11 protein-coding genes are annotated in these 13,709 nt (G+C 72.0%); 9 read left to right on the top strand and 2 right to left on the bottom strand.

The annotated features are described in order from the left end of the window. The first annotated feature begins 23 nt into the window (after positions 1-23). From J2X21_RS11260 to J2X21_RS11240, 5 genes are all read left to right on the top strand, one after another. Positions 24-701, top strand: coding sequence for a response regulator (locus tag J2X21_RS11260; protein WP_310328553.1), 678 nt, complete (start codon positions 24-26; stop codon positions 699-701). Beyond that, positions 702-2,087, top strand: coding sequence for a sensor histidine kinase (locus J2X21_RS11255; RefSeq protein ID WP_310328551.1), 1,386 nt, complete (start codon positions 702-704; stop codon positions 2,085-2,087). Positions 2,088-2,120: 33 nt separating this feature from the next. Then, complete coding sequence (locus J2X21_RS11250) at positions 2,121-2,618, top strand: GAF domain-containing protein (RefSeq protein ID WP_310328549.1); 498 nt, start codon at positions 2,121-2,123, stop codon at positions 2,616-2,618. Continuing rightward, a complete protein-coding gene (locus J2X21_RS11245; protein WP_310328548.1) occupies positions 2,615-3,025 on the top strand; it encodes a DNA-binding transcriptional response regulator in 411 nt (136 codons plus the stop codon). Before J2X21_RS11250 ends, J2X21_RS11245 begins: the two co-directional genes overlap by 4 nt. A 68-nt stretch (positions 3,026-3,093) precedes the next feature. Continuing rightward, entirely contained in the window at positions 3,094-3,648 is a 555-nt protein-coding gene (locus J2X21_RS11240; RefSeq protein WP_310328547.1) for a hypothetical protein, read from the top strand. Positions 3,649-3,721: 73 nt separating this feature from the next. On the opposite strand, the gene J2X21_RS11235 is transcribed toward J2X21_RS11240, so the two are convergent. Continuing rightward, positions 3,722-4,516 carry a carbon-nitrogen hydrolase family protein gene (locus J2X21_RS11235; RefSeq protein WP_310328545.1) on the bottom strand — a complete coding sequence of 265 codons (795 nt, stop codon included), beginning with the start codon at positions 4,514-4,516 and terminating at the stop codon, positions 3,722-3,724. Positions 4,517-4,624: 108 nt separating this feature from the next. Here J2X21_RS11235 and J2X21_RS11230 point away from each other — a divergent pair, with 108 nt between their 5' ends. After that, on the top strand, positions 4,625-5,452 hold the full coding sequence (locus tag J2X21_RS11230; protein ID WP_310328543.1) for a substrate-binding periplasmic protein: 828 nt from the start codon (positions 4,625-4,627) through the stop codon (positions 5,450-5,452). Here J2X21_RS11230 and J2X21_RS11225 read toward each other — a convergent pair. Beyond that, positions 5,449-9,516 (bottom strand): YhdP family protein, encoded by a 4,068-nt coding sequence (locus tag J2X21_RS11225; protein WP_310328540.1) that lies wholly within the window; start codon positions 9,514-9,516, stop codon positions 5,449-5,451. The two genes, J2X21_RS11230 and J2X21_RS11225, sit on opposite strands and share 4 nt — an antisense overlap. Positions 9,517-9,728: 212 nt before the next feature. Between J2X21_RS11225 and glnE the strand changes: the two genes are divergently transcribed. From glnE to J2X21_RS11210, 3 genes are read left to right on the top strand one after another with little or no spacing between them, the layout of a single operon-like run. Further along, the gene (gene glnE / locus J2X21_RS11220) at positions 9,729-12,446 is read left to right on the top strand and encodes a bifunctional [glutamate--ammonia ligase]-adenylyl-L-tyrosine phosphorylase/[glutamate--ammonia-ligase] adenylyltransferase (protein WP_310328537.1); all 2,718 of its coding nucleotides are present in this window, start codon (positions 9,729-9,731) and stop codon (positions 12,444-12,446) included. A gap of 43 nt (positions 12,447-12,489) precedes the next feature. Then, complete coding sequence (gene rrtA / locus J2X21_RS11215) at positions 12,490-13,080, top strand: rhombosortase (RefSeq protein ID WP_310328535.1); 591 nt, start codon at positions 12,490-12,492, stop codon at positions 13,078-13,080. Continuing rightward, the gene (locus tag J2X21_RS11210; protein ID WP_310328533.1) at positions 13,070-13,705 is read left to right on the top strand and encodes a hypothetical protein; all 636 of its coding nucleotides are present in this window, start codon (positions 13,070-13,072) and stop codon (positions 13,703-13,705) included. The genes rrtA and J2X21_RS11210 overlap by 11 nt, the downstream gene beginning before the upstream one ends. Positions 13,706-13,709 lie beyond the last annotated feature (4 nt).

Below are 13,709 nucleotides of genomic sequence, written 5' to 3'. Positions count from 1 at the left end.
TTCTCGGGCCATACTGCCGACCCATGCGCATCCTGCTCGTCGAAGACGACGAACAACTCGTCGAAACCACCGCCCGCGCCTTGCGCTCCCAGGGCTGGGTCGTGGACTGCTCGTCCCGCGGCGAGCCCGTGCCGCGCTCGCTGCGCGAAGACGCTTACGACCTGCTCATCCTCGACATCGGCCTGGCCGGCATCGACGGCTTCGAGACGCTGCGCCGCGTGCGCGCCGAGGGCCTGGGCGTGCCGGTTCTGCTGCTGACGGCGCGGGACGCCGTCGAGGACCGCGTGCGCGGCCTGGAGGGCGGCGCCGACGACTACCTCGTCAAGCCCTTCGCGCTGACCGAGCTGGTGGCCCGTGCCCGTGCGCTGGTGCGGCGCAGCCAGGCACGCACCAGCAACCAGATCCAGCTGGCCCGCGTGCGCATCGACCAGGAGGCGCGCCGCGCCTTCATCGACGAGGAGCCGCTGGCGCTGTCGGCCCGCGAATGGGACGTGCTGGGCTACCTGATGGCGCGCGCCGGCAAGGTCGTGTCCAAGGAGCACATCGCGATGGCCAGCAATGCCTGGGACCAGGGCGTCAGCGACAACGCCATCGAGGTCTGCCTGTCGCGCCTGCGCGCCAAGATCGAACCCGGCGGCGTGCAGCTGCGCACCGTGCGCGGCCTGGGCTATTTGCTCGAGGAAATGCCCCAGGGTCTTTGAATGGCTGAAGGCCGCCGCGCCAGTCTGCACCGCCGGCTGTTCGGTTGGCTGCTGCTGCCGCTGATTCTCGTGTTGCCGCTGCTGGGCGTGGCCTTGTACGGCCAGGTGCAGCGCAGTGCGCAGAACTGGCTGGACGAAGGCCTGGAGGACACCGCGCTGACGCTGGCCGGCCAGATCGACCTGCGCGGCGGCGAGCCCCGGGTGGACATCAGTGCCACGATGGACCGCGCGCTGCGCTTCGATCGCCAGGACGATGTCTTCTACCTCGTTCAGGGCCCGCGCGGTGATGTGTTGCAGGGCGACGCCGGGCTGGCCGAGCTGCAGCCGCGGCCTCGGCTGCAGCCGGCCGGCAGCGTCTACTACGGCGACGTGCGGTTGCGCGACCGCGAGCTGCGGCTGGTGCAGCTGGGGCGCGAATGCGGCAAGGGCGCCTGCCAGGTGCTGGTGGCCGAGACGCTGAACAAGCGCGACGCGCTGCAGCGCGAGATCGCCACCTATGTCGTGTTGAACGGCGTCACGCTGGTCGTGCTGCTGGCGCTGGCCGGCTGGTGGGCCATACGCCAGGGCCTGGCACCGCTCACCGGCCTCAGCAGCGAACTGGAGCGCCGCGACCTGCACCGCCTGACGCCGCTGGCGGCCTCGCTGCCGCGCGAACTGGTGCCGCTGCAGGCCGCGTTCAACCGCCTGTTCGAGCGGCTGGGCCGTGCCGCGGAGGCGCAGCGCGAGTTTCTGGCCGACGCCGCCCACCAGCTGCGGACGCCGCTGACCTCGCTGCAGACCGAGATCGAGCTGGCGCTGCTGGAACCGCACGATGCGCGCGTGGACCCGATGCTGCAGCGGCTGCGCCAGCGCGTCGTGCGCAGCGCGCGGCTGGCACAGCAGCTGCTGTCGCTGGCGCGCGCCGAGGACCGCAGCGTGGATGTGGGCCAGCCGCTGGATCTGCGCGACGTCGCCACCGAGAGCGGCCAGGACTGGGCCCACCGCAGTCTGCCCAGCGGCATGGACCTTGGCTTCGAGCTGGCCGAGGCGCCCGCGCTGGGCCACTCCTTCCTGCTGCGTGAGGCGCTGGAGAACCTGATCCACAACGCCGTCAGCTATGCGGGCAACGGAGCCCGCATCACCGTGCGCTGCGGCAGCGGCAGCACGGGCGCCTGGCTGGAGGTGGAGGACAACGGCCCCGGCATCCCGCTGGCGGAGCGACCGGCGGCGCTGCAGCGCTTCCGGCGCGGCGGCAAGGCCAGCGGCACCGGCAGCGGTCTTGGGCTGGCCATCGCGGCCGACATCGCGGCCCGACATGGCGGCATCCTGCAACTGCTGGACGCCCATACGCCGCCGGGCCTGCGGGTGCGCTTGAGCTTGCCCCCATTGCCGGACTCCAGGCCCTAGACTCCCCATCGAACGGACGACCGAGGGAGAGACATGCTGCCCGCCCCCATCCCCGCCGACGACGAAGCCAGGCTGCAGGCGCTGCGCGAACTGCTGATCCTGGACACCCCGCCCGAGGAGCGCTTCGACCGCCTCGTCGAGTTCGCGGCCAGCGAGTTCGACGTGCCCATGGCGTTGATCAGCCTGGTGGACCGCGACCGCCAGTGGTTCAAGGCCCGTGTGGGGATGGAGGTCTGCGAGACCTCGCGCGAGGTCTCCTTCTGCGGCCATGCGATCACGCAGGACCAGCTGTTTGAAGTGCAGGACGCGCTGAATGACCCGCGCTTTGCCGACAACCCGATGGTGGTCGGTGCGCCGCATATCCGCTTCTATGTGGGCGCTCCGCTGGTGGTGCCGGGCGGCGCCCGCGTCGGCACGCTGTGCCTCATCGACGTGCGGCCGCGCGAGTTCGACGACATGGACCGCGCCATCCTCGGCACCGTGCGCGACCTGGCTGTCGCCGAACTGCTGGGGCAGGGCGGTGAGTTGTGAGACCCGCCGTCACTCCTTCGGGCCGGCTGCTGCTGGTCGAACCGCAATTCGTGCTGCGCCGCACGGTCGCCACGATGGCACGCGAGATGGGCCTGGCCGACGTGCAGGAGGCGACCAGCCCGGCGCTGGCCGAGCGGCTGCTGCACGAGCGCCGCTTTGACGCGCTGCTGATCGCGCTGGACGACGACGGCGAGGCGCTGAAGCTGGTGGGCCGCATTCGCGCGGGCGAGTCGCCGTACCCGGCCGATCTGCTGGTCGCCGCCACCGCTGGCAGCTGCGACGTTGAGCTGGCCCTGCGGCTGAAGGAGCTGGACGTGCGCCGGCTGCTGCTGAAACCCTTCAAGGTGCGCGGCATGCTGGAGGCGATCTCCGCGCTGGGCGCGCCGGTGCCGCTGCCCTCATCTTGAAATAGACCCTGCCGGCGGGCCTTTTTGCGGCCACCGACACGCCCGCCCTGGCCTAGCATGGACCACCCATGTCCCGTCTTGCCCTCGTTCCCCTCGCGCTGCTGGTGCTGAACCTGGCCGGCTGCGGCACGCCCGCCAAGCCGCTGCCCATGGTGGTCGCGCCGGTGGATGCGCTGCAGTTGCGCGGTTGGGTGCCCGATGCGTTGAAGGCGCAGGTCGCCGTCGCGCCGGTGCGGGGCGGCGGCGAGACGGGGCGCTGGTGGGGATCCCTAGTCAGCGCCGGCGTGCTGCAGCATGCGCTGGAGGAGTCGCTGCATGCGGTGGGCATGCGCGCGCTGATGCCCGAACCTGTGCCGCGCTTCGAGCTGCAGGCGCATCTGGTGCTGCTGGAGCAGCCCACCGTGCCGCCGCTGGCCGCCACCGTGGGCGTGGCCGTGCAGTACACGCTGACCGAGAAGGCCAGCGGCCGCGTCGTCTACCAGCGTCGCATCTACAACCAGGAAGAGGCTGGCCTCACCGACGCCCTCGTGTCGCCGCCCGACCGCGTGCGCATCGCCAACGAGCGCGCCGTGCGCGCCAACATCAACCTGCTGCTGCGCGACCTCGTCACGCTGCGGCCATGAACGCCGCCCCCCGTTCCGCCGCACCGCGCTGAACGCCTGTGCGTCGGCCCGGCGCTCGGCCCGCAATACCTTCTCAGAGCCGCCGGTGGCCCAGCGCCGGCAACTGCTGGCGCACCTGGGCCAGGCGTGCGGCGTCCAGCTCCGCCAGCGCGATGCCTTCGCCCTCGGGCACCACGGCCAGCACCTCGCCCCAGGGGTCCACGATCATGCTGTGGCCCCAGGTGCGGCGGCCGTTCTCGTGCTTGCCGCCCTGGGCCGGCGCGATGACGTAGCACTGGTTCTCCACCGCGCGGGCGCGCAGCAGCAGCTCCCAGTGCTTCTCGCCGGTTGTGTACGTGAACGCGGCGGGCACGGCCAGCAGGTCGCAGGGGTTGTAGCTGCGGAACAGCTCGGGGAAGCGCAGGTCGTAGCAGACCGACAGGCCGGTGCGCACGCCGCCGGCGTCGAACGCCGTGGGCTGGCTGCCGGCCTCCAGCACGCGCGCCTCGTCGTAGCTTTCGCGGCCGTTGTCGTAGGCGAACAGGTGGATCTTGTCGTAGCGCGCGACGCAGTCGCCGGTGGGCGAGAACACCAGCGTCGTGTTGCGCACGCGGTCGGGCTGCTCGGCCTTGATGGGCAGCGTGCCGCCGATGATCCACAGCCGCAGCTCGCGCGCGGCACGCGACAGCATGGCCTGGATGGGGCCGTGGCCCAGCTCCTCGGCACAGGCCAGCTTGTCGCTGTCCTGGTGGCCCATCAGGCAGAAATACTCGGGCAGCGCGGCCAGCTGGGCGCCCTGGGCGGCGGCGGATTCGAGCAGCCGGCTGGCGGCGACGAGGTTGGCGGCCAGGTCGGGGCCGGAGACCATCTGGCAGGCGGCAATTTTCATGGGCTTGATGCTAGCCCGGAAGGCGCGGCGGAAGTCACGCTTGCCTTGGCGCGGCCTAGGGTCTGCCAGCGGGGCGCCGGCGGTGGGGGCGCCCAAAATCGGGGCGTCATGCCGATGCCCTTGTGCCAGCGGCGCCAGCTGCTGGCGCTGCCCCTCGCCGCCGTGCTGCCCACGGCGCGTGGCGCGGGCATGCCGCCGACGCTGCGCCTGCCGCATCCCGAGGCCTACAGCGGCCACGGCCTGTTCTTCGCCGAGGTGCTGAAGCTGGCACTGGCCAAGACCGCCGACGGCGAGCCGCTGCCCGCGATGACCCACGCGGCGTCCAACCTGCCGCGCGAACGGCTGCGCCAGATGCTGCAGGACGGCCAGCTGGATGTGCTGTGGAGCACGACGACGCCCGAGCGCGAGGCGCAGGCGCTGCCGGTGCGCTTCAACCTGCTGAAGGGCACAAACGAGCTGCGCTTCCTGCTCGTGCGCGCGGCCGACCTGCCGGCCCTGCGCGGCGTGCGTTCCCTGGAGGCGCTGCGCAAGTACCGCGCCGGAGCGGGCACCTACTGGAGCGACGCGCAGATCCTGCGCGCCAATGGCTTCGCGGTCGAGACCGCACCCAAGTTCGACCTGCTGTTCCGCATGCTGAAGGCCGGCCGCTTCGACTTCATCCCGCGCACCCGCGACGAGATCGATGCCGAACTGGCCTTCCACAAGGATCAGGGCTTCGCCGAGCTGCCCGGCGTGGCGCTGCAGTACCGGCAGCCGCTGTATTTCTTCGTCGCGCGCGACCTGCCGCAGCTGGCCGAGCGGCTTCAGCGCGGCCTGGCGCTGGCCGCGGCGGACGGCAGCTTCGATGCGCTGTTCATGGCCCAGCCGGCATTGAAAGCGTCGCTGGCGCAGCTGCGTGGCTACACGGGCCTGCGGCTGCAGTTGAAGGCGCTTTAGGGCTTGCTGGCGGCCGCGCGCGGAGCCGGCGCTTCGTCCTTGTCCACCTTCTCGACCTTGGGATCGTCCCAGGTGCCGGTGATGTGGAACTCGCGCGTGTTGGCCGCCGCCACCGGCCGGCTCAGGATGAGCTGGGCCAGGAAGGCGCCCAAAGCGACCGCCGGGTTGATGGCAGCATAGGCCAGCGACGCGCCACCCGCCGACACCTCCGGCACCACCACGACGCGCAGCTTCTGCGTCTCGGCGGCCAGGTCGGTGCTGCCCTCCACCAGCACGGCGGCCTGCAGGCCGCGGATGCGGATGTTGTCGCTCTTCGCGATGCCGGCGGCGATCTTCACGTCGCCGGTCACGCCGTCGAACACGAAGCCCTCGGCGAACACGTCGCGGAAGTCCAGCAGGAAGCGGCGCGGCAGCGACTGCAGGCTCAGCACGCCCAGGAGGCGCCCCACGCCCGGCTCCGCCTTCAGGAAGGTGCCGCTGTCCAGCTGGACGTTCAGCGTGCCGGCCATGCTGGGGTAGTGCGGTGCCAGCGGCGAGCCGTCCCAGCCGACCTGGCCGGCCAGATGGCCCTTGCCGCCCTTCAGCACCGGGCTGTCCTTCTGGCCCTGGCCCAGCCGCTCCAGCAGCTTGCCGGCGTCGACGATGTCCAGCTTCCAGTCCAGCTGCGTGCGGCGCCGGCCGCTGCCGTCGCCGCCCCAGCGGCCGTTGGCGCTCAGCGTCGCGTCGGGCGACGTGATCTGCAGCTTGTCCAGCTTCCAGTCGCGCGCGGCGGCGGGCGCCTGTGCCAGCACTTGCAGCCGGCCCAGCCGCTTGCCGCGCAGCTCGAAGTCGTCCACCTCGATGTCCAGCGACGGCAGCGGGCTGCTGCTGTCGGCGGCCTTGGCCGGGTCGATCAGCTCGCTGACCTCCTCGGCCTCCGAGCGCGGCAGCGACAGCCGCAGCAGCCGCGCCTGCACGGCGTCGACCTGGCTGCCCTTGACGCCCTTCAACTCGATGCGGCCGGTCAGCTGCTCGGCGTCCACATCCAACCGCCAATTGGCGCCCTCGCGCGCGACGACCGCCGACACGCGGCCCAACTGGCGGCCGCCCACCTTCAGCGCCTGGCTGCGCAGCCCGATCTGGCTGGGCAGCAGGCCGGCCTCGGCGCCGGTGCCGCCGCTCTCGCCGCCGGACAGCTGGGCCAGGCGCTGCTGCCAGGCGTCCAGGTCCAGGCTGGCCACATTGGCTTGCAGCAGCACGCCGCTGGCCGGCAGCGCGGGCAGCTTGTCCTGCACGGCCAGCGCGGCGCGCAGCACCTGCGATGCCGGGCCGGACAGGTCGCGCTGCACCTGCGCCTGCAGCAGCGGCGCGCCGCTGGCGCCCACCTCCAGCCGCATCTCGTCGCGGCCCGCGCCGGTGGGCGACATCAGCAGCCGCAGCGGCTGCACCGCGTCGGCCTCCTTGCGCAGCGGCGCCGGCAGGTCGATGGCCAGGCCTTGCAGGTTGCTGCTCACGCTGAGTTCGCTCTGACCTTCCTTGGTGACGGCCAGCTGGAAGCGGTAGGCCGCCTGGCCGCTGGCGGCCTGGGCCAGCCGCGCGACGGCGCCCAGCTCGGTGGCGCGGCGCAGGCCGTCGGCGGTGGCCTGGCCCTGCACGGCAAAGCGCAGGCTGCCGTTCGCTTGCGTGCCACCTTCCAGGCCGGCGTCGCCGCCCAGCAGCCGCGCCGTCACGCCGGCCAGTTGCAGGCCCTTGCGGTCGAAGTCGATGCGGCCGCGCACGCCGCCCAGCGGCGGCAGCTCGGGGCGCAGCTTCAGGTCCACGCCGCCCAGCTGCAGCTGGCCCTTCAGCGTCGTCTGCGGCGTGTCGTCCAGCGGGATGGCCAGGCCCAGCTTCAGGCCCACGGGGCCCTGCGCGGTGGCGGTGCTGAGCGCATGGCCAAGCCATTCGTCCAGTGGTGACTGGCGCACGAAGCCCAACAGCTCGGGGCCGCCGCCGCGGCCGGTGCCGTCCAGCGCCAGCACGCGGCCGTGGTGCATGTCGGCGATGCCGCCGTTGACGCCGCTCAGCTCGTAGCCGCTCACGCGCGCACGGCCGTTCTTGATCTGCATGCCGGCGCGCTCGAACACCAGCTCGGCGTCCACGCCTTCCATGACCGGCCAGTTGGTGCCGACATCGCTGTGCGGCACATAGGCCAGCGTGACGCCGTGGGCCTGCAGGCCGACGCGGAACTGGCCATTGGAGCGCGGCCCGTCGAACGGGAACTCGGCCAGCTCGCCTTTCAGCCGCACGCTGATGCCACGGGCCTCGCCGGCCAGCAGCGCCCGGCTCAGGTAGCTGCGCGTGGCCGGCAGGCGCAGCGGGATGTAGCGGGCCACGCGGGTGGCGTCCATGCGCTGGGCGCGGCCGCTGAGGTCCAGGAAGCCGGGGCCGGTGGCGCCGGCCGGGCGGCGCCAGATCGCGTCGAACTCGCCGCTGAGGTCCGGCGTCTGCAGCACCAGGTCGCGCAGCTTGACCTCCACCTCGCCGGGCGACTTCGAGCTGGCCTGCGGCAGCAGCCACTGCAGCTGTGTGGTCAGTTGCGTGATGGGCAGCCGCGCCTCCTCGAACAGCCCGGGCAGCGCCACTTCGCCGTCCTGCAGGGCCAGCCGGGCGGAGCCGCCGCGCTCGCTGGCGTCCAGTTCCAGGCTGGCGCCGCGCAGGCCCGGACGGCCCAGGTGGCCGTCCTCGCCGGCCTTGGCGGCCACGGCCAAGCCGTCCAGCTGCGCCTTCACGCGGTAGCTGCGCGGTGCGTCCAGCGTGCCCTGCCAGCGGCCGTCCAGCGCGGTCAGCACGCCGCGCGGCTCCAGCTCGTCCAGCAGCCGGTGGGCGCGTTCGCCCAAAGGCAGGCGCTGCGCGATCTGCGCCATCAGCGCAAAGTCCAGCCGCTGTGCGTTGACCTCGCCGCCCAGCACCATTTCCTGACCGTCCTTGTTCTTGCCCAGCTGCAGCGCCACGCCCCAGTCCGAGCGCGGCCAGACGACGCCGCTGCCATTGGGCGCCGTGCTGACGAAGCCCAGCTGCCTGGCCTGCAGGCTGAGCCTGTCCTTGGAGCGGGCCAGATCCAGCCGGCCCTCGATGTGGTCCAGGTCCAGCTCGGGCGCGTTGTCCAGCAGCTTCAGCCGCACGGCGCGCAGCGCCAGGTCCAGCGTGGCGGCCGTGGGCTGGCCGTTCTTGATGTCGGCCCAGGCGCGCACGGCGCCGTCGCCTTCGCTCAACTGGAAGGGCAGGTCCACATGGCGGCGCAGCTCGCGCAGGTCGGCGCGCGGGAGTTCCGCGTAGACTTGGCCGCTCCATTCGTGGAACTCGCCGGGGCGCTTCAGCAGGCTTTGCGTGAACAGGCCGCGCACCGAGAAGCGCTGGCCCCAGGCGGCGGGCGGCGTGGCGTCCAGCCGCAGCTGGTGGCGGCGCAGGCCATTGCGCATGACGAAGTTCAGGTCGGCCAGCTCCAGCGGCCGGGCGTCGGCGCGCTTCTCGTCCAGCCAGCGAACGCGGCCGTTGATGATGGCCAGCTCGGGTTGGCTGAACAGCCAGTCCAGTGCGGCGTCCGTCGCGCCGGCGTCGGTGGTCTCGTCGGCGGCGTCCAGGTCCATGCCGGCGATGAAGATGCGGCCCTGCGCGTCGCGGCGTATGACCAGCTCCGGCCGGTCCACCAGCAGCTGCGCGAAGCGCGGCTCCAGCACCACCAGCGAATGCGCCGCCAGCACGGCCGTCACGCTGGGCAGCCGCAGCGCCGGGCGGCCGGCGGGGTCGAGCACCTGCACGTCGCCCAGCTCCATGCGGGGCATCCAGCCGCTGGATTCCACCGTGATGCGGCCGATGCGCAGCTCTACCCCCAAGGCCTTTGAGGCTTCCTTTTCCAGCCAGGGGCGCCAGTCATTGGCGTGCGGGAGAATGGCCCAGTGCAACACCGCCCACGCCGTCACCCCCAGCGCCCACAGCAGCGCCAGCAGCAGCAATGCCACGCGCAGCACGCGCCAGCACAGGCGCAAAGGCCAGCTGACGGCGCGGGAGCAATGGTGGAGGGCGGCCGAGAAGAAGTCAGACACGGTGTCAGGGAAGCGCTGAATAAGTCTCCGCGAGGCGGCGCGCCCCGCCTCGGGATGGGATGCAAGGCGCCAAGCACAGCCATGGTTTTGCCATGGCGAGCATTTGCAACGCCGCAGACCGCCCGAAGCGGGGATGCGGCGCGCGCGAGAGGCTTATTCAGCGCTTCCCCGCGCACGTGGAAACCGGCCGGCAGTCAATCTAGCACAGGGTCATGAGCGCACTGTTTCCCGTTATTGCTGAGCACAGCCGCTATGTGCAGCGCGTGCGCCGCCGCTATGCGGCGGAGCTGGGCCGGCTGCCGGCCGGGCTCCCGCACAGCGCCGTCATCGCGGCGCTGATTGACGATCTGGTCGCCGACCGCCCGCTCGCCAGCGCGCTGCGCGTGGCCCGGCACCTGGTGCTGGAGCGCCTGGCCGTGCTGGACGTGGAGCAGGCCGCACCCGTGGAAGACATCACGCTGGCGATGACCCACCTGGCCGAGGTGACGCTGGACCGCGCGCTCGTGGCCGCCCGCGCCGAGCTGGACGCCATCCACGGCGCGCCGCGCACGGCGGAGGGCGGCGACATCGCGTTCTGGGTCATCGGCATGGGCAAGCTGGGCGCCCGCGAGCTGAACGTGTCGTCCGACATCGACCTGATCTATGTCTACGAGGACGACGGCGAGACGCATGGCCCGCGGCCCGTCAGTGCGCACGAGTATTTCTCCAGCGTCGCCAAGAAGCTGTATGCGCTGATCGGCGATGTGACCGACGACGGCCAGGTGTTCCGCGTGGACCTGGCGCTGCGCCCCAACGGCAAGAGCGGCCCGCCGGTCGTGAGCCTGGGCATGCTGGAGGAGTATTTCCTCGTGCAGGGCCGCGAATGGGAGCGCTTCGCGTGGCTGAAAAGCCGCGTCGTCGCGCCGCTGACCGGCCTGGGCGCACCCACCGACCCGCGCACGCTGGCGCTGCGCGACCTGGTCACGCCTTTCGTCTACCGCCGCTACCTGGACTACGGTGTGTTCGAGGGGCTGCGCCAGCTGCACGGCAAGATCCGCAGCGAGGCCAAGGCGCGCGCCGCCGGCCGGCCCGAGCGCGCCAACGACGTGAAGCTGTCGCGCGGCGGCATCCGCGAGATCGAGTTCATCGTGCAGCTGCTGCAGGTGGTGCGCGGCGGGCAGTTTCCCGAGATCCGCACCCGCTCCACCGTGAAGGCGCTGGGCCGCGTGGCCGAGCGCGGATTGATGAAGCCCGAGACGGCCGCGAAGCTGGTGGACGCCTATGTGTTCCTGCGCCGCGTGGAGCACCGCATCCAGTTCCTGGACGACCAGCAGACCCACTGCCTGCCGCAGGCCGACGCCGACCTGGCGTGGATCGCCGCGTCGCTGGGCATGCAGTGCACCCGCGAGGCTTGCGAGCTGTTCGAGAAGCTGGGCGAGGTGCGCGAGCTGGTTGCCACCGAGTTCGATGCGCTGCTGCACGGCGCCCCGCAGTCCGGTGGCTGCACCGGCGGCCAATGTGGTGGCCCCAAGCCCACGGTGGATGGCGAAGACTTCCTCCAGCGCCTGCCCGAGGCGCTGGCCGTGGCCGTGCGTGCGCTGGCGGAGACGCCGCGCGTTCAGGGCCTGCGCGAGGAGTCACGCCAGCGGCTGGCCAAGCTGTTCTACCGCGCCGCGCAGGCGGTCGAGGCGGATGAGTGCTCACTGGATGCGGCCGTGCGCTTCGTCGACTGGGTGGAGCCGCTGCTGCGCCGCGAGAGCTACCTGGCCATGCTGGTGGAGCGCCCGGCCGTGCAGGCGCGGCTGCTGCGCCTGCTGGGCCTGGCGCGCTGGCCCATGCGCTACCTGATGCAGCACCCGGGCGTCATCGACGAGCTGGCCGACCCGCTGCTGCTGACGGCCCGCTTCGACCGCGATGCGTTTCTCGCCGACCTGCGCGACCGCGAGCAGGGCTGGGCCCGCAGCGGCGAGGCCGACGAGGAAGCGCTGCTGGACACGCTGCGCCGCGCCCACCACGCCGAGGTGTTCCGCACGCTGGTGCGCGACGTGGAAGGCCGCATCACCGTGGAGCAGGTCGCCGACGACCTGTCGCTGCTGGCCGACGCCGTGCTGCAGATCGCCATTTCCTGGGCGTGGGCGCGTTTCAAGCCGGCCCACCGCGAGCAGCCGCGCGTGGCCGTCATCGCCTACGGCAAGCTGGGCGGCAAGGAGCTGGGCTACGGCGGCGACCTGGACGTGGTGTTCGTCTTCGACGACGACGACGAGAACGCCAGCGAGATCTACGGCGCCTTCGTGCGCCGCCTCATCAGCTGGCTGACGCTGCGCACCGCGGCCGGCGAGCTGTTCGACATCGACACCGCGCTGCGGCCCAACGGCAACTCGGGGCTGCTGGTCACGTCGCTGGCCCACTTCGAGGCCTACCAGACCGGCCGCGGCAGCAACACCGCATGGACCTGGGAGCACCAGGCCATCACGCGGGCGCGCTTCTGCGCCGGCCCGGCCGACCTGGCGCCGCGCTGCGAGGCGGTGCGCCGCCAGGTGCTGACCGCGCCGCGCGACGTGGACGCGCTCAAGCGCGAGGTGCAGGCCATGCGCGAGAAGGTGCGCGCGGCCAAGCCGGTGCGCGCCGGCCTGTTCGACGTGAAGCACAGCGAGGGCGGCATGATGGACGCCGAGTTCGCCGTGCAGCTGCTGGTGCTGGCGCATTCGGCGGCCCATCCCGAGTTGCAGGACGACCTGGGCAACATCGCGCTGCTGCGCATGGCCGAGACGGCCGGGCTGTTGCCGGCGGGCGTGGGTGTGGCGGCGTCGGACGCGTACCGCGAGCTGCGCCGCGTGCAGCACCGGGCGCGGCTGGATGAGCAGTCCACGGCGCTGGATGCGGAGGCGGCGGCGCCGCTGGCGGATCACCGGGCTGCGGTGAAGGCTTTGTGGCTCGCGGTGTTTGGTTAGTGCCCAGGCCCGCCGGGGCGAACTCCCGGCATGGGCCTTTGCGATGACCAGCGCCAGGGGCTGGCTGGCGCTCTGCGCAGTGCTGGCCGTGCTGTCGTTGCTGGCCTGGCCGCTGCCGCGTGAAGCGCTGGACTGGCAGCCGGGCCTGGTCGCGACACAGTCCTGGCGCGTCGTCACCGCCGCCTTTGTTCACCTGACGCCGCTGCACCTGGCGGCCAACCTCGCCGGCTGTGCCGTTCTGGCGCTGCTGGGCTGGCGTGCAGGCCTGGGCCGCCGCGAGGCGCTGGCTGGCGTTGTTGCGCTGCCATTGGTGCAACTGGGCCTTCTGTTGCGCCCTGAGCTGCAGCGCTACGCGGGCCTGTCTGGCGAGCTGCATGCGCTGGCCGCCATCGCGGCGCTCACGCTGCTGACGCGCCGCAGCCGTGACCACTTCATCGGGGCTGCTGTCGTCATCGGTCTCATCGTCAAGCTCGTGCTGGAACACCCGCTGGGCCCTGCCTTGCGCGCCACGCCGGGCTTCGACTTCGCCGTTGCGCCTTTCGCCCATCTGTCGGGCGCCGTGGCCGGCCTCATCGCCTGGGGCATGACAATGCAGCGCTTTTCCAGACCACCGAGGACTCCGCATGGGACGTGAAGCCCGCTGTACCGCCCACGTCGGCAACGAATCCGCCGAAGTGACGGCCCTGCTCGAATCGACCACCGTCGTGCTGCGCGGCGACCTCAAACGCAAATGGGACATCACCGCGCTGCAGAACCTGCGCGTGGAAGACGGCGGCGCGCTGCGCTTCGAGGCCGGCGACGCCGCCGTCACGCTGCAGTTGGGCGAGCCCGAGGCCGGCAAGTGGTTGAAGAAGCTGCAGACGCCGCCGCCCACGCTGGCTGCCAAGCTGGGCGTCAGCGCCGTCAACCCGGCGCTGCTGATCGGCCCCACCGTCGGCACGCTGGACCCGGCGCTGGCCGAGGCGCTGGCCGGTGCCATCACGACCAATCTGCGCGAGGCGCGCATGCTGGTGGCCGTCATCACCAAGCGGGACGAGTTGGCCCGCATGGCCGACTTCCACGCCGACATGATCTGCAAAACCGTCTGGGTCGTGCACCCCAAAGGCCCCGGCGCCAACCCGTCGGACGCCGACGTGCGGCTGGAACTGCGCGCGCGCGGCTATGTGGACAACAAGACCAGCGCGGTGTCGGACACGCTGACGGCCACGCGCTACGTGCTGAGCGAGCCGCCCGCCAAGAAGCGGGTGCGCAACCGCTGAGCGG

The organism is Roseateles asaccharophilus, from assembly GCF_031458115.1.
GTDB lineage: Bacteria > Pseudomonadota > Gammaproteobacteria > Burkholderiales > Burkholderiaceae_C > Pelomonas > Pelomonas asaccharophilus_A.
Note: the sequence above shows the minus strand (reverse complement) of the source record. Positions and strands in the feature narration are given on the sequence as shown.

What these genes read in the sequence shown, in the direction of transcription:
- J2X21_RS11240 (WP_310328547.1), top strand. Translation starts at nt 3,094, where the DNA reads ATGTCCCGTCTTGCCCTCGTTCCCCTCGCGCTGCTGGTGCTGAACCTG.
- J2X21_RS11260 (WP_310328553.1), top strand. Translation starts at nt 24, where the DNA reads ATGCGCATCCTGCTCGTCGAAGACGACGAACAACTCGTCGAAACCACC.
- J2X21_RS11255 (WP_310328551.1), top strand. Translation starts at nt 702, where the DNA reads ATGGCTGAAGGCCGCCGCGCCAGTCTGCACCGCCGGCTGTTCGGTTGG.
- J2X21_RS11230 (WP_310328543.1), top strand. Translation starts at nt 4,625, where the DNA reads ATGCCGATGCCCTTGTGCCAGCGGCGCCAGCTGCTGGCGCTGCCCCTC.
- glnE (WP_310328537.1), top strand. Translation starts at nt 9,729, where the DNA reads ATGAGCGCACTGTTTCCCGTTATTGCTGAGCACAGCCGCTATGTGCAG.
- J2X21_RS11250 (WP_310328549.1), top strand. Translation starts at nt 2,121, where the DNA reads ATGCTGCCCGCCCCCATCCCCGCCGACGACGAAGCCAGGCTGCAGGCG.
- rrtA (WP_310328535.1), top strand. Translation starts at nt 12,490, where the DNA reads ATGACCAGCGCCAGGGGCTGGCTGGCGCTCTGCGCAGTGCTGGCCGTG.
- J2X21_RS11235 (WP_310328545.1), bottom strand. Translation starts at nt 4,516, where the DNA reads ATGAAAATTGCCGCCTGCCAGATGGTCTCCGGCCCCGACCTGGCCGCC.
- J2X21_RS11210 (WP_310328533.1), top strand. Translation starts at nt 13,070, where the DNA reads ATGGGACGTGAAGCCCGCTGTACCGCCCACGTCGGCAACGAATCCGCC.